Annotated in this window: 18 protein-coding genes; 7 read left to right on the top strand and 11 right to left on the bottom strand. The window is 42.3% G+C overall.

All coding sequences use genetic code 11. The annotated features are described in order from the left end of the window. Nucleotides 1-4,156 (top strand): VCBS domain-containing protein (locus EXZ60_RS10865; protein WP_277435695.1); only part of this gene is annotated, 4,156 nt, incomplete at its 5' end. A gap of 61 nt (nt 4,157-4,217) precedes the next feature. Here the strand turns inward: EXZ60_RS10865 and EXZ60_RS10860 are convergent. After that, on the bottom strand, nt 4,218-5,411 hold the full coding sequence (locus EXZ60_RS10860; protein ID WP_019282622.1) for a class I SAM-dependent methyltransferase: 1,194 nt from the start codon (nt 5,409-5,411) through the stop codon (nt 4,218-4,220). Between the two features lie 221 nt (nt 5,412-5,632). Between EXZ60_RS10860 and yccX the strand changes: the two genes are divergently transcribed. Continuing rightward, complete coding sequence (yccX, locus tag EXZ60_RS10855) at nt 5,633-5,911, top strand: acylphosphatase (protein ID WP_064625145.1); 279 nt, start codon at nt 5,633-5,635, stop codon at nt 5,909-5,911. Between the two features lie 56 nt (nt 5,912-5,967). Here the strand turns inward: yccX and EXZ60_RS10850 are convergent, their stop codons facing one another. The 6 genes from EXZ60_RS10850 to EXZ60_RS10825 all read right to left on the bottom strand — a co-directional run bounded on the left by EXZ60_RS10850 (nt 5,968) and on the right by EXZ60_RS10825 (nt 11,487). Beyond that, on the bottom strand, nt 5,968-6,297 hold the full coding sequence (locus EXZ60_RS10850) for a TusE/DsrC/DsvC family sulfur relay protein (protein WP_064625147.1): 330 nt from the start codon (nt 6,295-6,297) through the stop codon (nt 5,968-5,970). 126 nt (nt 6,298-6,423) lie between these two features. After that, entirely contained in the window at nt 6,424-7,092 is a 669-nt protein-coding gene (locus EXZ60_RS10845; protein WP_010318447.1) for a Bax inhibitor-1 family protein, read from the bottom strand. A gap of 204 nt (nt 7,093-7,296) precedes the next feature. Beyond that, nucleotides 7,297-8,064: an amino acid ABC transporter ATP-binding protein gene (locus EXZ60_RS10840; protein WP_013856933.1), complete on the bottom strand. Its 768-nt coding sequence runs from the start codon at nt 8,062-8,064 to the stop codon at nt 7,297-7,299. Nucleotides 8,065-8,084: 20 nt separating this feature from the next. Further along, the gene (locus EXZ60_RS10835; RefSeq protein WP_026028006.1) at nt 8,085-9,182 is read right to left on the bottom strand and encodes an amino acid ABC transporter permease; all 1,098 of its coding nucleotides are present in this window, start codon (nt 9,180-9,182) and stop codon (nt 8,085-8,087) included. Between the two features lies 1 nt (nt 9,183). Further along, nucleotides 9,184-10,389: an amino acid ABC transporter permease gene (locus tag EXZ60_RS10830; protein WP_088728833.1), complete on the bottom strand. Its 1,206-nt coding sequence runs from the start codon at nt 10,387-10,389 to the stop codon at nt 9,184-9,186. A gap of 69 nt (nt 10,390-10,458) precedes the next feature. Next, a complete protein-coding gene (locus tag EXZ60_RS10825; protein WP_026027113.1) occupies nt 10,459-11,487 on the bottom strand; it encodes an amino acid ABC transporter substrate-binding protein in 1,029 nt (342 codons plus the stop codon). Between the two features lie 457 nt (nt 11,488-11,944). Here EXZ60_RS10825 and EXZ60_RS10820 point away from each other — a divergent pair, with 457 nt between their 5' ends. Further along, the gene (locus tag EXZ60_RS10820; protein WP_277435694.1) at nt 11,945-12,865 is read left to right on the top strand and encodes an NAD(P)-dependent oxidoreductase; all 921 of its coding nucleotides are present in this window, start codon (nt 11,945-11,947) and stop codon (nt 12,863-12,865) included. A 92-nt stretch (nt 12,866-12,957) separates the two neighbouring features. Continuing rightward, complete coding sequence (locus EXZ60_RS10815) at nt 12,958-14,913, top strand: diguanylate cyclase (RefSeq protein ID WP_194661800.1); 1,956 nt, start codon at nt 12,958-12,960, stop codon at nt 14,911-14,913. A 49-nt stretch (nt 14,914-14,962) separates the two neighbouring features. Here the strand turns inward: EXZ60_RS10815 and EXZ60_RS10810 are convergent, their stop codons facing one another. Next, nucleotides 14,963-15,445, bottom strand: coding sequence for a YajQ family cyclic di-GMP-binding protein (locus tag EXZ60_RS10810; protein WP_094131840.1), 483 nt, complete (start codon nt 15,443-15,445; stop codon nt 14,963-14,965). A 27-nt stretch (nt 15,446-15,472) separates the two neighbouring features. Beyond that, the gene (locus EXZ60_RS10805; protein WP_026028005.1) at nt 15,473-16,534 is read right to left on the bottom strand and encodes a 3-deoxy-7-phosphoheptulonate synthase; all 1,062 of its coding nucleotides are present in this window, start codon (nt 16,532-16,534) and stop codon (nt 15,473-15,475) included. Nucleotides 16,535-16,740: 206 nt separating this feature from the next. On the opposite strand from EXZ60_RS10805, the gene EXZ60_RS10800 reads away from it, so the two are divergent. Further along, a complete protein-coding gene (locus tag EXZ60_RS10800; RefSeq protein WP_010319067.1) occupies nt 16,741-17,631 on the top strand; it encodes a putative PEP-binding protein in 891 nt (296 codons plus the stop codon). A gap of 119 nt (nt 17,632-17,750) precedes the next feature. After that, nucleotides 17,751-18,230: a DUF4442 domain-containing protein gene (locus EXZ60_RS10795; protein WP_017047658.1), complete on the top strand. Its 480-nt coding sequence runs from the start codon at nt 17,751-17,753 to the stop codon at nt 18,228-18,230. A gap of 14 nt (nt 18,231-18,244) precedes the next feature. On the opposite strand, the gene EXZ60_RS10790 is transcribed toward EXZ60_RS10795, so the two are convergent. Continuing rightward, on the bottom strand, nt 18,245-19,597 hold the full coding sequence (locus EXZ60_RS10790) for a hypothetical protein (RefSeq protein ID WP_017044687.1): 1,353 nt from the start codon (nt 19,595-19,597) through the stop codon (nt 18,245-18,247). Between the two features lie 98 nt (nt 19,598-19,695). Between EXZ60_RS10790 and EXZ60_RS10785 the strand changes: the two genes are divergently transcribed. Further along, nucleotides 19,696-20,529, top strand: a complete 834-nt coding sequence (locus tag EXZ60_RS10785; protein WP_277435693.1) for a S1-like domain-containing RNA-binding protein — start codon at nt 19,696-19,698, stop codon at nt 20,527-20,529. A gap of 208 nt (nt 20,530-20,737) precedes the next feature. On the opposite strand, the gene rsmF is transcribed toward EXZ60_RS10785, so the two are convergent. Continuing rightward, on the bottom strand, nt 20,738-22,159 hold the full coding sequence (rsmF, locus tag EXZ60_RS10780) for a 16S rRNA (cytosine(1407)-C(5))-methyltransferase RsmF (RefSeq protein WP_277435692.1): 1,422 nt from the start codon (nt 22,157-22,159) through the stop codon (nt 20,738-20,740). Nucleotides 22,160-22,250: the final 91 nt, after the last annotated feature.

Below are 22,250 nucleotides of genomic sequence, written 5' to 3'. Positions count from 1 at the left end.
CAGTGCGTTCAATGAGATGAATGTTGGCGACAGCAAAGTAGAAAGCTTCACGGTGACGTCGGTAGACGGCACACCGCAAGTCGTGAAAGTGACCATCAATGGCACGAACGATGCGGCGACGATCGCAGGCGACACAGCGGTCGTGGCGGATGAAACCGATGCGGCGTTGACCTTGAGCGGCACCTTGACCTCAGAAGATGTGGACAACACCGACAACCGCTTCACAGCGAAGACCATCGAAGGCACCAACGGCACGTTCAGCATCGACGCCAATGGCGCGTGGACGTTCGTGGCGAACAGTGCGTTCAATGAGATGAATGTTGGCGACAGCAAAGTAGAAAGCTTCACGGTGACGTCGGTAGACGGCACACCGCAAGTCGTGAAAGTGACCATCAATGGCACGAACGATGCGGCGACGATCGCAATCTCAAGCATTGCTCCTCTCTCCGAGGAAGGCTTATCTGGTGGACTTCAAGATGATATTGGATCCTCAGATACAAGCGACGCAGTTAAGGCATCTGGCACCATCACAATTGATGATGTAGATAGCGATTCCGTAGAGATCACTCTTTCGGGCCCGGTGGGCATCACGTCGGGAGGTATGGAAGTCGTTTGGGAATGGGATGCTCAAAATCACAAGCTGATAGGCTCTACATCTGGGAGTGATTCTAAATCCGTGATTGAAATCGAGCTTACTGCTCCTAATGCAAGTGGCAAGGGCGAGTGGAACTATACAGTCACTTTACTCAACCCTGTCGACCATCCAGATGGCTCACAAGAAGATACACTGAGTTTAGATCTCGGCGTATTTGTTTCAGATGGGCAAGCCACAACGGAAAGCAAATTATCGATCATCATTGAAGACGATGCACCTAGTGACCATGCGATGGATCCAGTTGCTGTCACAGCAACTGACATCCCTGATGTGTTAACTGGCCAGTTTGATCTAACGAGTTACCGTGGTAATAGGACCACGATTGACGGTGGTCAATTTACTATTACTGCAAAAGGATTCTCTTCAGCTTTATCATCCACGTTAGTTGGTGCAAATATTAATGGTGACAACGAAGGTATCGGCGTTAGTAGTAAGGATTCTCCGTACCATAACCTTGCTAATGAAGTTGATTTTCGTAAGTTTTCAGATGGCAGTTCTGCATCCGAAGAGTTGGTTATTAAACTCGATCCTAACACGGTAGCTTATGGTGCGAAAATTGAGTTCAGCAAAATGTTTGGCGGTGAGGGCGAAAGCGGGATTGTTGAGTTTTGGCGAGATGGAAAGCTGATTGCAACTCAAAGTTTTACCTCTGATGAAAACCGTGGAGATTACGCTAAAGACTTTTCTGTGCAGCAGGGTGGCTTTGATACGATGGTTATCAAAGCTACTGATAATGGTAACTCGTTCAACCATAAAGATAATAGTGACTTTACCGTTAAAAATATCGAGTTTCTTGGTTCGGATGCGCCGCAGCCAATTGCTTATGGTTCTGGTGTCGTTGAACCGCAATGGGGGGGCGATGGCCGAGGGGCACTGCAATTAGTTGGCCTAGATGAATCTGCGACACTCAAAACGGTTACTGGCTCTGACATTACTGTTGGGTTAGTAGGAGCAAATACTCTTACTGGTAAAGATGCAGAAGGGCATTTAGTCTTCAAACTCGAGTTTACACCGACAACGGGAAAATGGGAGTTTTACCAGTATCAAAATATACAATCGCCGTTAGGTGATGGAGACATTGATTTCCAAGTGAAAGTTACTGATGCCGATGGTGACAGTGCTGTGCTTGGTTTTGCGGTTAAGCCTGTGTCTCCACCGGTTATTGGTGAATTGACGCTCAATGTTTCTGAAGAAGGATTACAAGGCGGTATAGTAGATGACGAATCCGTCACTGGTTCACAAGACACGACTAACCAAGCTTCAGTTGATGGTCAGTTAAGTCTTTCCAACGTTACTCAATTGTCCATTGGTCTACCGAGTGATCGATACACATCTAATGGTGTCGCGATCACTTGGTCATTATCGCCAGATGAACAGATGCTCACTGGTTCTGCAAATGGTAATAAGGTTGTCGAGTTTGCGTTAGATGATCAAGGTAAAGTAAATAGTGTGTTACATGCACCTATCGATCATCCAGATAAGGCAGGTGAAGATCATTTAGCTATCGAGATCCCACTTGAAGCGAAAAATGCGGCAGGAGCAATCGGTACTGGTGTTGTTACTCTCGTCATTGAAGATGATGCGCCGTTAGCAAGAGACATTTTGCATGTCTTAGAATCAGAGACTAAACAAGGCGCCAATGTTCAGTTGATTTTAGACGTGTCGGGTTCTATGGCTTGGGAGGCTGGCAACGGTAAAACTCGTCTTCAAGTGATGAAAGAATCAGCGGTACAGTTATTAGATCAATATCAAGCTATTGGTCAGACTCAGGTCCAATTACTGTTATTTAATGCAACAGCTTCTCCTTACCATAATGGTTCTTTTTACTGGATGACGGTTGAACAAGCCAAAAACTACATAATGGGCCTAACGGCTTCTGGAGGTACAGATTATGATCACGCTATTGAATTGGCACAGAATCAATGGTCTGGTCTCGGTTATGGTGAGCCATTAAGTGGCGCTAGCAATGTGAGTTATTTCTTATCTGATGGTGTACCCGAAGGATACGATTGGAAAAATGGTGTGAAAAACTTTAACACCATAGAGAAAGATGAGCTTGATAGTTGGGTTAGTCATTTACAAGAAAACAAAATCACCTCTCTTGCTTATGGTATGGGGAATAATGTTCCGCAAGGAGAATTAGATAAGGTTGCTTATGATGGCCACTTAAATGTAGATACAGGCTCTATAGTAGTGTCTGATGTGACTCAGCTTCCCCCTATTTTATTACAATCTGTCATTCAACCTATCGGCGGGAATATTCTTGTACCTGTTGATGGTTATGGGATGGGAGCTGATGGGGGAGTGATAGCGAGTATTACTATCAGCGATGTTACCTATTTATTCGATGGCCAATCGATGTCAGTTATGGGGACATCTTCATCTCTGACCCATAGTTTTGATCCTACAACCAATACTTTGTCAATTTATATTAATGATAAACACTCATTAATTATTGATTTAGATGATGGCAGTTACCAGTTCTTTGGGGCAACTATTTCATCAGATACCCAATTGGTTTTCGACTATACATTAAAAGATAACGATGGGGATACAAGCTCAAGTTCACTAACATTTGTTGTTGGGCACGACATTAAAGCTGAAGGAAATAGCATTGATTCGATACAGCTATACGATACCACTACGTCAAATCAAAAAGTGCAGTGGTCAACATCGGGTGTCGGTTCATCGTCGGTGACTTATCACGATCATGTTGAAAAAGGTTTAGTCGTGGATGTAGGCGATGGTGGTGATTATGTCTATCTCGGAAAAGGAGATGACATTATTTATCTTGGTGATAGTCATGTTGATGGCTTGGATAATCATACACAGGCTCATCTAAAAGAGATGGCGGCTTCCGATCTTTTGGATCGTTTTGGGACTGGGCTTGATGGCTCTTGGCTACAAGATGCCAATAACGAAGACAGCGCACTCAATATCCCGGGAGCCAGTAATGCTTACGTCGATATAGCTCATGGCGGTGGTGGCGATGATCGTATATTCGGCCAAGGAGGTACAGATCTCCTCTTTGGAGGCTCGGGTAATGACCATATCTACGGTGGCGAAGGGAACGATGGCCTTCGCGGTGGTACTGGTAATGATATTCTAGATGGTGGTGCTGGGAATGATGTTCTAATTGGCGGCTTAGGCAATGATATCCTTACTGGTGGTGATGGTGCAGATATCTTCAAATGGGTTGAGATGGAAACCGCGACTGACCGCGTTACTGACTTTCATCGTTCGGAAGGGGATTCGTTAGATTTTTCCGACTTGTTTGAAGACATGACCAAAGATGAGATCACAGCATTGCTTGATGGGCTGAGTAGTGCAGATCATCAAGGTGTTGCAGACGATGTATCTATCCGTGTTACAGGAAATGAACATGAATCGCACCTAACGATTGTCAAGTCGGGTCAAACATTGACCGTGGACTTTGATGGTGCGTCAGCTGCGGATATCACTAGTAGTTTGATGGATAATCTAAACCATTTAAAGGATTAAAATAACGACAACCGGAGCTTGATTAGAGCTCCGGTTTTTCTTGCTGCCTATAAAATACGGCTTACAACACCTTACAGGCGAACCCTTTTAGATAAAACCCTTCAGGGTAGGCTGAATCTGTTAAGTGGTCAGCGGCTTGCTCGAACCTTTCAACAAATTTAACGCTACGACCTGCATCAAGTGCCGCATCTGCAATGATTTTTTGGAAGAGATCGGTGCCCATAAGGCCAGAGCATGAATAGGTGAGTAAAGTGCCACCCGGTTTTAAAATTTGCATTGCCAACATATTGATGTCTTTATAACCGTTTGCACCGGAGGTCAGGTTATTTTTACTCGAGACAAACTTAGGTGGATCCATGATCACCACATCAAACAGCGTTCCTTGATCACGGTATTCTCGCAATAATTTAAAAACATCGGCATTTAAAAATACAGCGCGTTTTTTGGAGATATCGAATTGATTGATCTCTGCATTGTATTTGGCGGTATCTAATGCAGGTTGTGAGACGTCGGCGTTAATTACGCGTTTGGCACCGCCTTTAAGAGCGTACAAACCGAAGCCTCCGGTATAACAAAAGCAGTTAAGGACATCTTTATCCTTCACATATTTTATTGATTTCTGGCGGCTGTCACGTTGGTCTAGGTAAAAGCCTGTTTTGTGTCCACCAACAATATCGACGCTAATTTTTACGCCATTTTCTTCGATAATGACTGATTTTGGCGGCTCATCGCCATGCAGCACGCCCATGCGCTCTTCCAAACCTTCTTTTTTACGAACGGCAACATCTGAACGTTCGTAAACATGGCACTCTGGGAAAACGATTGTCAGCGCTTTAACAATATTCGTTTTATGGTATTCAGCCCCTGCGCTAAGCAGTTGGCATACTAGATAATCTTGATACTTATCGATAGTAATACCTGGCAACCCATCTGATTCTGCTGCAATCAGCCTAAAGCCTGTAAGACCATCTCGTTCAATAATCTCCTGGCGAACTAACAGTGCATCTTCGAGCCGTTTCACAAAAAAATCGACATTGATCTCCTGCTTCTCAAAGCTCCAGACGCGAGCTCGAATTTGAGAAGTAGGGGAATAGGCTGCTTTTGCTAACCACTGATTATCATGAGTATAAACGTCGACGGTCTCTCCAAGGCTAGGCTCACCTTCTACCTTGCTGATCCCTCGGGAAAAGACCCATGGATGTTTACGGCGCAAAGATTTTTCACGGCCTTTGACTAGATAGATTGCAGCTGTCATACATTACTCGATGAATATTCAAAATGGGGGCGTATTTTCATAGAAAAGGTAATGGAAAGCAAACAAAGAGCGAGCGTCATACGTAAATAAAGGAAATTGTTTGGGGAGAGTGTCTATGGGATGTACATCAAATTAACCCATTGTCATTTCTTTCATTATAGTGAACGACGCATTTTAGTAGATAAATGATTGAGTATTTAAACATAAAGAGAGGGATCCAAATGGCTCAACAGTGCGACAAGTTTATCGTGACAGGCAGGGTCCAAGGGGTTGGTTTTCGTTATCACACCGCTCATCAAGGACTAAAGCTAGGCTTAACAGGCTATGCTAAAAATTTACATAACGGCGAGGTTGAAGTCATCGCCATTGGGAATAGTGAAAATTTGGAGCAGTTTTATCAGTGGCTTCAACAAGGCCCCAAAACGGCGAAAGTAATGTTGGTGTCGCGTGAGTCACTTCTTTCTTATACTGAAAAATATAGCGGATTCGAAATACTTTAAAAGTAGCACCGCTTTGTATTTTGTATGGTTAAGTTGCTTGGGGGCTTAGTTTCGCACTACAAGCATTTGGCAGGTTTTGGTAACCCAGCAAGTTTAGTTGCTTGTTTGGCCGGGCCTTTTTTAAAGAGTTTGAACAGATATTTGCTATTGCCTTTTTCCGGACCATGCGCTTTTTCCATCGCTTTGACTAACATACGCACTGCGGGTGAAGTATTAAACTCTTCATAAAAGTGGCGCACGAACAAAATGACTTCTAGATGAGCGTCTGTTAACTCGATATCTTCCTGACTGGCCAGTGTCTGGATCATTCCTTCTTCCCATTCGGTATGGTCTAGGAGGTAACCCTGAGCATCAGTTTCGACGGTTTTACCATTGTATTCAAACATCTTTATTACTCGATTAAAAATCCGCGTTTAGGGTAGCGTAGTGAATGTGTGATCTCAACTGTTTAGAAAGCAAAAAGCCCGCAAGCTGTGGCTTGCGGGCTCGTTTGGACAAAATGTCGACGTGAATTAGTCGTCGTTCATAATGCCTAGAATAGCCAATAAGCTTGTGAACAAGTTCAGGATATTTAGATACATTGAGATGGTAGCACTAATGTAGTTTGTCTCTTCACCTCGTACGATGCGGCTTGTGTCAAATAGGATAAAACCAGAAAACACGAGCGCCGCGATGCTGCTGATCGCAAGTTGGCCAACGGTAGAACCAACAAAAATATTAATAATCGCCGCAACGATGACAATAATGAGGCCTGCCATTAAAAAACTTCTCATGAACGAAAAGTCTTTTTTAGTCGTAATGGTATAAGCGGATAAGCCCATAAAAACAAGGCCAGTAAGACCGAGTGCCTGAGCAATAATGCTAGAGCCATTCGGGATTGCCGCATAGTGATTAAGCATTGGGCCCAGAGCACCGCCCATTAATGTGGTGAACACAAATGTCCACACTATACCAGAAGAAGAGTTAATGGCTTTAGGCATCACGAAGAATAGAATACCGATTGCTCCCAACTGCATAGCGAGTGCCATGAATGGTGAAATCTGCATTGCCATTGTTGCCATCGCAGCAATAGCACTAGTGATAAGAGTCATTGAAAGCAAGAAGTAAGTATTCTTCAACACTTTATTAGTTTGTAGTGTGCTCTCTAAGCTAGCTGAGCGAGTAAACATAGGGCTGTTCATAATCTTCCTCGTAAGGGTTTATGTTTGTTTGTACATTTATGGGGCTGAATGAGCTAAAAAGCAAGCCCTGTATCGTATTTGTTTTGTGTAAATTTTAATAAAAATAGTCACTTAGATGTTAAAGAATGTGTAACACCATGTGTCTATGCTCATAAACAAAGAGAGAGGTGATGTTCACCTCTCTCTTTGTTGGTCGTTAATCCATTAATGATGGAGAATTTGAGAGAGAAAATTGCGCGTTCTATCGGATTGAGGATTTTCAAAAAATTCAACAGGGTTATTTTCTTCAATGATCTCACCAGCATCCATGAAAATAACGCGATCGGCCACTTCTTTAGCAAAGCCCATCTCATGGGTAACACAAAGCATCGTCATGCCTTCTCCTGCGAGTTCAACCATAACATCTAATACTTCCCGTACCATTTCCGGGTCAAGTGCAGATGTTGGTTCATCAAATAACATAATCTGTGGGTTCATGCACAATGAGCGTGCAATCGCAACTCGTTGCTGCTGACCGCCAGAAAGTTGACCGGGATATTTGTCGGCTTGATCAGGAATCTTTACGCGTTCCAAATACTTCATCGCAACCGCTTCAGCTTCTCCTTTAGGCATCTTTTTTACCCAAATTGGAGCGAGTGTACAGTTTTCTAACACGGTTAAATGTGGAAAAAGATTGAAATGTTGGAAGCACATACCGACCTCGCGTCGCACGGCTTCAATATTTTTAAGATCTTCCGTCAGTTCGTTGCCCGCGACGACGATTTGTCCTTTTTGGTGCTCTTCCAAGCGGTTAATACAGCGAATCATGGTCGATTTTCCTGAGCCTGAAGGGCCACAAATAACGATCTTTTCGCCTTTTTTAACGGTAAGATTGATGTTCTTTAGTACATGAAATTCACCGTACCATTTATTCATATCATTAATCTGAATCATGATTTCTTCAGAAGGTGCGAGGTTGCGTTGCTGCGTCATAATACGTCCTTGATTTGTAGTTATCGTTTGTGACCAGTATGGAGTTTGTTTTCAAGCCATATCGAATATCTAGACATAGAAAAGCAGAACACCCAGAACACTAACGCGACAAATATATAACTTTCAGTAGAAAAGCCTAACCAATCCGGATCGGTATTGGCAGCTTGTCCAATACCGAGCACGTCAAACATCCCGATAATGAGTACTAAGCTGGTATCTTTAAATAGGCCAATGAAGGTATTAACGATAGATGGGATCGTGATCTTCAGTGCTTGCGGCAAAATAATCAAACCGACTTTTTTCCAGTAACTTAAACCTAACGCATCGGCGGCTTCGTATTGACCTTTAGGTATCGCTTGTAAACCACCACGAACCACTTCTGCCATATAAGCCGAACTGAACATGACCACCCCAATCAATGCTCTAACCAATTTATCCGTTTCCGAGCCTTGCGAGAGGAACAGAGGCAGCATAACGGATGCCATAAACAAAACTGTAATCAGTGGCACACCTCTCCAAACCTCGATGTAAACGGTACATAGGCTGCGAATAATGGGCATCTCGGAACGTCGGCCCAACGCCAGTACAACGCCAATCGGTAACGAAACAACAATCCCAACTAAGGCAATAATCAGCGTAACTAATAAGCCTCCCCACTTATGCGTTTCAACCACTTCTAGGCCGAAAAAGCCTCCATAGAGTAACGCCGCGATAAGAAATGGGTAGATGTTGACAAAAAACAACCAAATCCACGTTTTTTTCGGTGTATTTTCATAGGCGAGCAACGCACTAAAAATAGCAAGAGTGAAATAGAAGAGGCGAGGTCGCCAGAGCTCAGCTTCTGGATAAAATCCATACATAAACTGATCCCAGCGTACGCTAATAAACACCCAACACGCCCCCTCCCGGGTGCAATCACTACGTTGTGTGCCTACCCAATCGGCATTAATAATCGCCCAATCGACAGTATGCCAAACAAGCCAGAAGGCGAAATACCCTAAGATCAGTGTAACGATGGAATTGAGTGCGTTATTAAAAAGATTTTTGCGCAGCCACCCAATGAAGCCAACGGTATTGGCTGGCGGTGGCAAGTTAGGTTGAAACTGATGTACTTTCATCTTATCTCTCCACCAAAGCAACTTTACGGTTATAGATATTCATTAATGCCGATGTCGTTAAACTGAGAGTGAGGTAAACACCCATAGTCATCGCAATAATTTCAATCGCTTGACCCGTTTGATTGAGCGTTGTGCCGGCAAAAACAGAAACCAAATCAGGGTAGCCAATCGCCATCGCTAATGATGAGTTTTTGGTTAAGTTCAGATATTGGCTGGTGAGTGGTGGAATGATGATGCGCAGCGCTTGAGGAATGACCACGAGTTTTAATGTTTTTGAACGAGATAATCCTAATGACATTGCTGCTTCGGATTGACCATGGCTCACCGCATTAATGCCAGAACGGACAATTTCGGCAATAAATGCGGCCGTATAAATACTTAGTGCAATCAGCAGTGCGGCTAACTCAGGGATAATACTGATGCCACCTTGGAAGTTGAATCCTTGCAGTTGTGGATACTCTGCTGACACTGGACGGCCCATAGCAAAGTACACAATGACAGGAAGTAGAATGCACAAGATAGCCGCAATTCTACCCATAGGCGTCTGCTGACCTGTTAAACGCTGTTTGTTTCGAGCCCAAATGCCAATAATTAAGGTGGTTAGTAAGCCAGCAAGAAAGGCAATAAAGATAAATGTGCTGCCACTTTCGAAAATGGGAGCAGGGAAGAACAGACCACGTACATTGAGAAAAATAGAATCCCCTAACTGCATGCTTTGCCTAGGCGATGGTAGAGCCTGTAACACGGCAAAATACCAAAAGAAAATTTGCAGTAATAAAGGAATATTACGGAAGATTTCTATATACACAGCAGCAAGTCGACTGACTAACCAGTTAGAAGAGAGACGGGCAATACCGATAAAAAAACCTAAAAGGGTGGCAAATACAACGCCTAAAAAAGAAACTAGCGCGGTATTGAGCAAACCTATGATAAAAGTTCGTCCATAACTAAAGGTTTCATTGTATTCGATCAAAGTAAGGCCAATCCCAAAGCCAGCTTCTTGATCTAGGAAGTCAAACCCCGTGGCAATGCCTCGAGAACTTAAGTTAGAAAGTGCATTGGTCACAATGGTGTAAAAGAAAAAAAACAGAACGAGAACAGCAATAATTTGAAAGGCGACTGAACGAAAAGTAGGATTGTAGAACAAATTTGCGCTTTTAGCCGAGGGAGCCCCTGAGCTAGCCGCAATAGTTTTAGTAGGTTTCATACAACTATAACCTCAAATCCATTTTTCCAAAAAGGCGGTTAAAACCGCCTATTTGGGATTGTGTGACTATTAACGAAGTGGTGGAGCGTACATAAAGCCGCCAGCATTCCACAACGCATTCGCACCTCGTGCGATTTGTAGTGGAGAACCTTTACCTACAGTGCGTTCAAAACTTTCACCATAGTTACCGACTTGTTTTACAATTTGGTATCCCCAATCATCGCGAATGCCCAAACCTTTACCCTTAGGACCGTCCAGGCCAAGTATGCGTTTGATATTAGGATCGCTAGATTTAAGCATTTCATCTGCATTTTTTGAGGTAATACCGTACTCTTCTGCGTTAACCATCGCATTGAGAGTCCATTTCGCCACGTTAAACCACTTGTCATCATCTTGACGAACAACGGGCCCAAGTGGTTCTTTAGAAATGATTTCAGGTAATACAACCGCGACGTTAGGATCAGTTAAGTTCAAACGTAGCGCATACAAACCGGATTGGTCGGTTGTTAGAGCATCGCAACGGCCCGCGTCAAAACCTTTTGAGGTTTGCGCTGCTGTATCGAATACCACAGGTTTGTATTTCATGCCCGTGTTGCGGAAGTAGTCCGCCAAGTTCAACTCAGTAGTTGTACCGGATTGGACACAAACCGATGCCCCATCAAGCTCTTTTGCACTTTTCACTCCTAGGTCTTTTTTCACCATGAACCCTTGACCGTCATAATAGTTTACGCCGACAAAATTAAGGCCGAGTGCTGCGTCGCGTTGGAGCGTCCAGGTTGTATTGCGCGAAAGAACATCGATTTCACCTGATTGTAGGGCGGTAAACCGTTCTTTTGCTGTGAGTGGAACATATTTTACTTTCGATTTGTCACCAAGAACTGCTGCGGCAAGTGCCTGGCAATATTCAACATCAATGCCTTCCCATTCCCCTTTTGAGTTCGGGTTGGAAAAGCCTGGTAGACCAGTGCTCACACCACAAGTAATAAAACCTTGCGAAAGTACTTTATCTAAAGTGCTATCTGCTGCTGAAGCTGTCGTCGCCATCATGGCAGTAGAAGCTGCTACAACAGAAGCAAGAACAGTGAGTTTATTCGCCATTTGTATCCTTCCTGTATGATCCATGTTAAACCAGGTGACACCTGATACAACGTACTAAAAATGTTGTTGTGTAGCTTTCCAAGTTGTATTTGCATGCAATCGCACATTTACAAATCAACCGTTTATAAGCGTAGGTAATGATTTGTATTTTCTCAAATTAGTCATTTGAAAGATTTTTGATTAGATTCACAAACCTAGGCTGCAGCTAGAATGAACAAATGTTGCACGATTGTAAATAGTGCAACCGTGTTCAATAGTAGGGCAACAGAATAGAAGCAGTATATTTCTCTTTTAACGTAAAATTAACAATTGTGTCATTAGTATGTTGTCAGGATTTTCAACTGTCCAATGGCGAAAATTTGGTTGATAATTATTTGGCTGCATTTAATTAGTGTCGCAGATGCCCTATTTTTGGTAGCATCAAGCGAATAGTTATCTAGATTATTCATGGAATGAAATGCAGTATTTTCCTCTGTTTTTGAATTTATTGGGCAAACCAGTGCTGGTTGTGGGTGGGGGCGAAGTCGCCTGTCGAAAAGTAGAAGCATTGATTCGAGCTGGGGCTCAAGTCACCGTCGTATCACCTAAGATTGAACGTTATCTTTTGGAACTGGTAGAGCAGAATCGTTGCCAATGGCTTCAAAACTTTTATTCATCAGAACTATTAACGAAAGAATACTGGCAGGTATGGGCCACAACGGATAATCCGTCGCTTAACCACCAAGTGCATAAAGATGCAAGAAAGACAGGTGTTTTGGTCAATGTTGTCGATGATCAACCATACTGTGATTTTATCACGCCATCGATGGTCAACCGTGGGCGAATTCAGATCGCAATATCCAGTGGTGGTGCATCACCAGTGTTGGTGAGAAATATCCGAGAAACATTGGAAGCGGTTCTTCCGCAAAATCTCTCGTTGCTTGCTGATTTCGCTGCCTCCAAGAGAAATTCAATTAAACAATCACTCAATTCTGTCAGTGCTAGAAGAAAGTTTTGGGAAGCCTTTTTAAGTGATTCCAAAACAGAAAATGCAGTAAGCCGTGAAGAATTAGAGCGTTTATACCAACAAGCTCTCTTAGTACCTATAGAAGAATCAGCACAATGTACATGGATAAGCTGTGGCGATGATGTTGAAATGTTGCCGATTAAAGCGCTGCGTTACATGCAAAGGGCAGAGGTGGTTTTTTATGAACAACATTCTCCTTTTGAATTGATTGATCTTGTTCGCCGTGATGCTGAAAGGGAAAGTTTTAAGAATGCCGCGCAACTTGCAGAAAAGCTTGAGCAAGCAAAGTCTGATCGCAAAAGAATATGTATTTTGTTACCTAGAAACAGAGCAGAGTACGCTTTGCTTGTGGGGAAAGACTTAATGTTGTAAAAATAGTGCCATAGGTTATTGTTTTATCGGATTATGTTGCAGACCGAGCCTGATAAAACGAAGATGACTCAAAACTGAAGAGCTTATGTACTATGTATAAATCGATGCCACGTTCGTTCAAATCCTTCCTTGTGGTTAGCATTGTGAGTTTGGTTTCTATTTTTATGTCGTTACAATGTCACTCAAAGCTGCAAGAAGCTGAGTTCTGTGCAGATGATTATTTGAGCTGTAATATTAATAAAAGCGATGCCTCATTTCTCAATTTATATTATGATTCTTTTGAGCGTCCTGAAGTTATCAAAAACTCTTTTACGGATTGGCGACAGTGGTGGTCACCTCAGGCAAAAGCTCTCTATATATTTTCACAAAATAATTTAATACAATTTGCGGGAATTACTCCTCTAGTTACTGAGGAAGCATTGGCTATTGGTCGTCAATACAATATAGACTGGATTATTGCGGAGGCTTATTTTTATGAAGCACAGGAATTATATTCATCACAACAATTAATTCAATCTGAATCCTTACTCAATGATGTTCTAGAGATGGTTGAGCGTATTGGATATAATGGGTTGAAAGGGCGAGTTTATAATTTATTGGGTAATATTTCATTTGATCAAACCAATTTAAAGAAAGCCTTAAAATATTATCAAATTGCTTATCAATTATTTGATAGGAATAAATATGCTATACAAATGTGCATAATTCTAAACAATATATCGACTGTGTATATTCATACGGAGGATTGGAAAAATGCTGATATATATAGTAAGAGATCTTTGAAAGTATACCAGAATAATAATTTCTCTAACTCACTCACCGAAGCTATTTTATATACTAATGCCAGTGTGATAGATACAGCGCTAGGACGTGAAGAATCTCAGCAGCGCAATGTTGAACTTGCTTTTGATAGAGCGATGAAAACAGGTTCTAAACAGTTGCAGTTTAAGACTATGGTTAACTTAGCCGATAATTTATTAAATCAAGGTGAGACAGAAGATGCCTTAGATATTATGATTCGATGTTTATCTCTTGCTAGGGAAGAGTCTAATCCCTTATTTACCGCATACTGTCAAGAGAGTTTAGCGGAAGTCTACCTTGCAAAAACTCAGTTAGAATTGGCTATCTTGAGCGCCAAAGAAGCGGTAGGAATTTATACAGATCACAATAATGTGCCAAGGATAATATATGCTACTGATATTATTTCAAGAATTTATGAACAAAAAGGTCGGTATGATGAAGCATTGTTTGAATATAAGAAAATGGCAACATTAGAAAAAAAACTTATCCTTCAGTCTAGAGAAAAAGAGGCATTGAGTCTAAAAAATCAATTTGACAGAAAACTCGACGAACAAGAATTATTGCTATTAAGTGCTAAGAACGATATACAGAAGCTGCAGATACAAGCTCAGGAATTTAGGGAATGGTTGTATTTTTTGTTATTTATTATTATTAGCTTTTTATCTTTAATTAGTTATCGGAAGTATAAAAAATTTAAAATCAAACACTCAACTTTACAGCAGGATCATGCAAAGTTAGAAGTTGAATCTACACATGACCCACTCACGGATTTGTATAACCGAAGATATCTTGATACTTGGTTTTCTTATCAGGAAGAAACAACTAATAATAAACCACATTTATTAGCCATAATTGATGTCGACTATTTCAAAAAAATAAATGATCAGTATGGTCATGAAGCGGGGGATGAAGTGTTAAGGGAATTATCTACCATTCTGAAACAGCAGCTTCGACCTGAAGATCTACTTATGAGGTGGGGAGGTGAAGAGTTTGTGATGATCATTAGTGCACCAGAAGCTCATATTAAAGAAGTCTTGGAGAGAATTCGTGCTCAAGTCGAACAAACATCATTTTACTGGGCAGGGCAGCGGGTTCCTGTAACTGTTTCCATTGGAGCAATTGCTGAGAAGTCGGTGTCTAAGTTGGCGTTGTCGTGGCAGAGTGCAATGGAGAGTGCAGACCAAGCGTTATACCAAGCGAAGTCAGAAGGAAGGAATCGATTCATTGTAAATGACAGTTATCAGTGATTGAAAAGCCACCTAATGAGGTGGCTTTGATATTTTATTCGTGGTGCTGTTAGTCTCGGAAATTGTCATACTGGAATGGCTGGCCCATATCCGATTCACGCATTAGAGCGATCACTGATTGTAAATCATCCCTCTTTTTACCCGTTACTCTTACTTTTTCACCTTGAATGGATGCTTGGACTTTGAGCTTGGCATCCTTAATGGCTTTTACCACTTTCTTGGAGGTTAACGAGTCCAGTCCTTGTTTAAATTGGACATCTTTAAACCAGCGCTTGCCGGAATGTACGGAATCTTTCGCTTCCATCGCTTTGGCATCAACACCTCGTTTCGCGAGGTTGCCACGTAAAATATCCATCATTTGACCCAATTGAAAATCATCTTCTGCAGACAGTTTTACAACTTCATCTTTGAGTTCAAATCCAGCTTCTACATTACGAAAATCAAAACGAGTAGAAAGCTCTCGGTTTGCATTATCGACAGCATTACGAAGTTCAACAGTATCGACTTCTGAAACGATATCAAAAGAAGGCATGGTGTTTCCTTATCTATTGCTTAGTATTTACTTTAAGTTACGGCGGTCAGTGATCGCTTGTGCCAGCATATCCAGCATAGTTGCTGTGTCATCCCATCCTAAGCATGGATCGGTAATCGATTGACCATAGGTGAGGTTCTTTAAGTCATGCATTGGCTGGTTACCTTCGATAATGAAGCTTTCAGCCATAATACCAGCAACGAAATCCTTACCTGTACGTATTTGTGTGCAGATGTCGGCCGTTACATCTATCTGTTTTCTATGCTGCTTTTGGCAATTCGCGTGGCTAAAATCTACGATGAGGCGCGGGGCTAAGCCGAATTCGATCAGTTGCTCGCAGGCTGCAGATACGGAGTCAGCGTCATAGTTTGTCCCTGTATCACCACCGCGTAAAATAACATGGCCAAAGGGGTTACCACTGGTACGATAAACGGTCATACGGCCATTTTTATCCGGTGAGTAAAAATAATGCGATGCTTGGGCCGCTCGAATGGCATCAATAGCAATTTTGATGTTGCCATTCGTGCCATTTTTAAAACCGACAGGGCACGACAGTGCAGACGCCATTTCTCGGTGTATCTGAGATTCCGTAGTACGCGCACCAATAGCTCCCCACGTGATGAGATCTGCGATGTATTGCCCGGTAATCATGTCTAAAAATTCAGTCGCAGTAGCAAGGCCTAGCTTGTTGATATCTAATAATAATTTCCGTGCTTTATTGAGCCCTGTTTCCAGTGCATATGAACCATCCAGATTGGGATCCGTAATCAAACCTTTCCAGCCCACAACGGTGCGTGGTTTCTCGAAATAGGTACGCATGACGATAAACAGTTCATTTTTATATTGGTCTTGGATCGCACTCAAACGTTGAGCGTAATCCATTGCTGCTTCAGTGTCGTGTACCGAACACGGACCGACAATGACTAACAAGCGATCATCGTGACCAGTCAGAATATTTTCAATTTGACGGCGTGAGTTTGCGATGCGCTCTGCTACGTCGTCTGTGATCGGATGCGCATTTCCAAGCTCTGCCGGAGTCGGCATTGGGCCCAAGGCTTGAGTTCTTAATTCATCTGTTTTTAATGGCATGGTAAAGCCTGTACTCTTATTGCGAAGCGGTAAAGATAACGGAATTGGCAATAGGAATAAACTCCAAAACGGAAAACTTATTGCTTATCATCCGTAAGGTGAAATTTTATTCATAAATTCGCCATAAATATTTACTTTTACTTGAATTAATACTCGGCTATGGGTATTTTCCTGAGCAAGATAATTAAAAATGTAGGGAGTAATGAATGAGTTTGGCACAACATGATACGATCCACCCTCAGTTGATCTTAGGTGATGCCCTTCCAGCGGCAATTGAATCAAGTGGAAATGCCCAGCATTTGTATGTATCGCTGTCCGACATTATTTTAGATTCGTTGTTTTATCATCCTTCGATTGAGCAACATTTTGCGAATCTAACTGAACTTGAGCAAGGCTCTTTGCAATCCATTCTTGATGACAAAGCGGTGGCGGAGCATTTTACGTCAACTATCGTCGATAGAGTCGTGGCAGCGGTTCAAAAAAATCACACTACGATTCGTGTCTGTTTGAGTGATGCAGATAGTTACACTTATAAAGCGTTGATCGGTGGAAGTGTTGAAACGGATGAAATTAACCCAGCGATGGGAGTGCGTGGCGTATCGCGTTTTTCTTCCAACCAGTATGCGAAAGCGTTTAGTTATGAATGCGCTGTGATCAAAGCATTGCGCAAGCAAGGATTGAACATCGAAATTGTGGTGCCATTTGTTCGAACATTAAGTGATGCGGCGACGATCATTGATCGTCTGGCAGAGCAGTCTTTACCTCGGAGTTTAGATGGTTTGAAAGTGCTTTATTCTTGCGATGTTCCATCAGCGGCATTGTTGGCAGAGCGTTTGATGCACTATTTTGATGGTGTGGTGATCAACATCGATAACTTAACACAATATACCTTAGGCATTGATAAAGAGAATCCCGAACTTTCCCATTTGTTTAATCCAGAGAGTGAGGCGGTCATCACGCTGCTCGATTTAGCATCAAAAGCGGCACGTCATGCGAATAAGCCGATTTTGGTCGTTACCCAAGCACTCGCAAGCTATCCAAAGCTACAGGAGCACTTAGCTGAAAGTGTTCAGGCTGATGTTGTGGTAAAAATGTAATGATCTGATTTGGGCGCAGAATAGCTGCGCTCAACCCTAACTTTTTGTAACAACTCATTGACATTTCGCGGCGTATACCTTGAACTGGTCCGACAACCATATTGAAAAGGTCAAGCCTCATGCTCTCCCCATTAACAAAAGCGAATCTTTACTTAAATCTGTTTGGTTTTTTAAAAGTGCCACTGATTTGGTCCTGCAGGCCAAAGATTTTAGTGTTAAACGAACGCTCTGTAGAAATTCGAATTCCACTTAAACGTCGCAATAAAAATCATTTAAATAGTATGTATTTTGGTGTGTTAGCCGTTGGTGCAGACGTAGCGGGCGGTTTTATGGCAATGCATAAAGCACAACAGCGTGGATCCAAAGTATCGTTGGCGTTTAAAGCGGTTAGTGCGGAGTTTTTAAAAAGGCCGGAGGCGGATGTTCATTTTCATTGCCATGATGGTCAGCTAATAGACAGTATGCTTGATGAAACTATCGCAACCGGAGAGCGAGTCAATCAGACAGTAAAGATCATTGCAACCTGTCCTTCGCTGCATGGTGACGAGCCTATGGCGGAGTTTCATCTTACTTTATCGTTAAAGCGTATTGGTAAATAAGGCCGAATTAGAGACTACTCGCTTAATTCTATCGGTTCAATGTCGACAATCTTATTTCTATTTAAAACAATTTTCCAACGGTAGTAGCGGGGCTCTTCTTTATGGTTATCTTCTTTGATAATCAAGTTGAGCAAGTGCCGTTTTTCTACGGTTTCTCGACTCACTTGACCACCACTTAACTGATAAATGCGATTAGAGCCTTTGTCCATCAAACGGGTAATCGGGCGTAGATCAATGTGTAAAGTTTCGCGTGTTTCCTCATAGCCACTCATGAAGCGTGAGGTTGACATGGCCGTTTCTGAGCGATAGTGAAGTACCTGTTCCTCCCTTTGAACAATGCGTTTCTTTCGAATTGTTTTGATTCGGTCTGGTAATTTACTCAGGTTGGTATAATCAAGCCATTCAATTTTGTAACCCACAGATTTTCCGGTCGTTGGGTCTATGTAACGACGCTTCCATTTAGGTTTTCCTTTACGGATCCAGCGCCACAGCATATCGCGTAAGTCATCTTTAAAGATCTCGCGTAATGCATAAACAAACGACATAGCGATGATAAAAGAGGCGGTGATTTCCCCCCAATAGTCGCGAGCTGTAATGGCGATGACGGTGACAAACAGCATCACAAGCCCAGTCGCGATGCCTTTTACGGCACGCTTCATGTTATTACCTAAAGAGGTGACGTGTTCATTAAGCACAATGGGATGCTCGATTAAACGGCGTAGTAGGCGCATCTTGTTACTCAGCCGAGTGATGTCTTCCCCTGCCTTTGCCGAGTTGTAATTGTTAAGTTTACGATGTGCCTGTTCTTTTTCAACCAGTGTAATTAGACGCTCTTTGATGGTTTTATATTCACCATCGCGGTTCATGTGTGCGACTAGGGAAAGAAACTTTTGCTCAGTATACCAAGATAAATAGTTATCAATATTGGCGTAATAGCGTTTTAAGCTCTCTTCATAAGGAATGCTGCGGCGCAATCTTTTCAAAATATCTAAAGAGAGTTCAATGACACTATCAACTTCATCTGATGTGACGGTGTCACTCGTCGTGTTGAGTTGCACTACAGCTTTATCTAAAGCGATAACATACTGATAAGCAAATAAACTCAAACTGACTCGATACTGAGTAGAAGAGAGATGGCCTCGTTGTGCAAGTCGGCTGTGCACTAAGGGCAGTAACGTTTTATCACTGTAATACGCACGCTCTTGGTGGATGAAGCTATAGTAAAAGTCAGATTCAGGAAGTATTTCGGGTGTTAGACCTAAATCACCGGGAATGAATAGGTAAATGTCTAGATCAAGTTCTTTGCTCTGAGACATGGCATGTGAAATTTTAAGCGTGATGGTATCTTGCTTATCGACATTAACCAAAGAAAGCTCCTGAAAAAATGCTTATTTTTCCCTTGAATGCAGGAAAGGATAACAGAGATCACGTATAATCTCTGCAAAATTGAGGTGAGACATAGTAAATGATTAACGTTGGTCAAATAAACAGTTTAGAAGTCGTGAAGATTGCTGATTTCGGCGTGTTTTTGGATGCTGAAGATTTTGGAACCACTTTGCTGCCTAAACGATTTACCCCAGATGGGGTTGAATTGGGGCAGAAAATAGACGTATTTTTGTATTTCGATTCAGACAATCAACTTGCCGCGACGACTGAAAAACCGATTGCAAAAGTAGGTGAGTGGGGATTGATGAAAGTTCAGGGTGTGAATAGCACTGGTGTTTTTGTTGATTGGGGTCTGAAGGGTAAAGATTTATTGGTGCCTTACAGCGAACAGCGTGCTCGTTTTAAAGAAGGACAAATGATTTTAGTGTATGTCTACACCGATAAGGCTTCCGGCCGAATCGTAGGCACAACAAAATTCAACAAGTGGCTGGACAAAACCCCTGCAAACTATACGCAGAATCAGCAAGTCGATCTGCTAATTGCAGAACACTCAGAACTCGGATATAAGGCCATCATCAATGGCGAGCACTGGGGGATGATTTTCCCATCAGATGTGTTTGGTAAGTTGTTTATTGGTAAGACCTTAAAAGGCTACATCAAAAATATCCGTGAAGATGGAAAAATTGACCTAGCTCTGCAAAAAATTGGCGTAGCAAAAATGGATGAACTAAGCACTAAGATCATCGAGTTACTTGAGAAAAAGGGTGGTTTTCTTCCATTAAGTGATAAATCGACACCAGAAGTCATTTTTTCGATGTTCCGTACCAGTAAAGGAACCTTTAAGAAGAGTATTGGTGGTTTGTACAAGCAGGGAAAAATTACCATTGGGGAAGATGGAATTCATCTTGTATAACTGAGGCGTTCACCTCCTGTTGCAATCTATTTCCTTTAACAATTAAAAAAAGGCCCAAAACTTTTCCGTTTCTGGGCCTAGGGGGGAAATGGCCCTTTCGAGCCTGCACTAATCATTTAAATAGTCGTATTTGTGCTTCCCTATAATTATAGTTGTTATTGCTGGAATTGTGCGTAATTTCTAGATTTTTGTCCTATTTTGGGGCGTGTTAAAACAAATTTTTATCTTTAACGAGATCTCTTGGTAAACCATTTTTTATGCGGTTTCCTACCCATTTTCCTAGGCCAATCACATCGTTACCGAGTTTAACCAGCACTTCGCCAGTACCAGTTTGTAGTGCTGGTCTGACATCTCTGCCCATGTACCAATCTCGTGCTTCTTCAATCGATAGTGTGATGCAGTTTGATTCGTTACCAGTCGCTAACGATGTAGCGACTTGATGTTGCCAGCGATAACCTTTTTTATGTGTTTCAGCGATTTTTATCCCCATGCGAGAGAAGCGGAATTTGCCGAGCATAGGTTCCAGTGCGTTTGGAAATAACCATACATCATTATCACGTAGCCAGACACTGGTATTATCGGGGATCACAACTTCAAACGTTTTCATGAGTTGATCCGCGATCTCTTGTGTGAGTTTAAGGTTGGCTTTCGCAAAAGGAAATTGACCTAAGCGTTTGTTGACTTCAGGGTGGGGTACAGAGCTAAGTTTACGGATTTTTGCAACAAAAAAACCTTCACAATCATAAGTTTGAGGGAATATATGCAAGAACCCTTCGTCTGTAATAGCTGCTTTTGCATCCTCAAACAATGAAATAAGGGAAACAAATTCAACTGATTGTGGATATTTTTCTTGTAGATGCAAGCACACTTGTTGGTTCTCTTCTGTACTCAATGTACAGGTTGAGTAGACCATCACACCGCCGGGCTTTAAAGCTTGAAACGCACTTTCAATCAAATCTTTTTGTGTTGTGGAAATCGACAATACAGATTCTTTACTCCAGTTTTTCATCGCATCAGGATCTTTACGGATGGTACCTTCTCCTGAGCATGGAGCATCTATTAACACCGCATCAAATTGTTCCGGTAACCAACCGCCAAAGACTCGACCATCAAAATTGCTCAGTGCACTGTTACGTACACCGCAGCGTTCGATATTAGCATGCAGTACTTTAACACGGCTGGCTGAAAATTCGTTGGCGACTAATACGCCTTCATTTTCCATACACGCCGCAATTTGCGTTGTTTTTGAGCCCGGAGCCGCCGCCATGTCGAGTACTGAATTGAACGATTCGCCGCCAGTGAAAAGAGCGGACACTGGCATCATAGAACTGGCTTCTTGAATGTAAAAAAGCCCTGCCATATGTTCGGCGGTATTACCTAAAGGTACGACAGACTCATCGGCTTCAATCCAAAAACCCGTATTACACCAAGGCACTGGTGATAAAGCCCACCCTTTTTCTATGGCGCGTTGACAAAAGCTATCGACAGAGATTTTTAGCGTGTTGACTCGGATACTTTTACGCAAAGGACGCTGGCAAGCTGCAATAAAATCACTCATCGTTAAATGTGTGGGCAGTATCGCTTCAATTGTCGCAAGAAAAGGTTCAGGTAGGGTTATATTGGCGTGCAAAGCAGTATCTCGTCTGGGAGTTGAGGCCGGATTATATAAGAATCGTGATGAGATCAAAATAATAAAAAATGCAGCCGATCAGCTGCATTTT

The organism is Vibrio sp. 1151_11, from assembly GCF_029478525.1.
Lineage (GTDB): Bacteria > Pseudomonadota > Gammaproteobacteria > Enterobacterales > Vibrionaceae > Vibrio > Vibrio anguillarum.
This window is presented reverse-complemented; position numbering and strand designations above follow the sequence as displayed.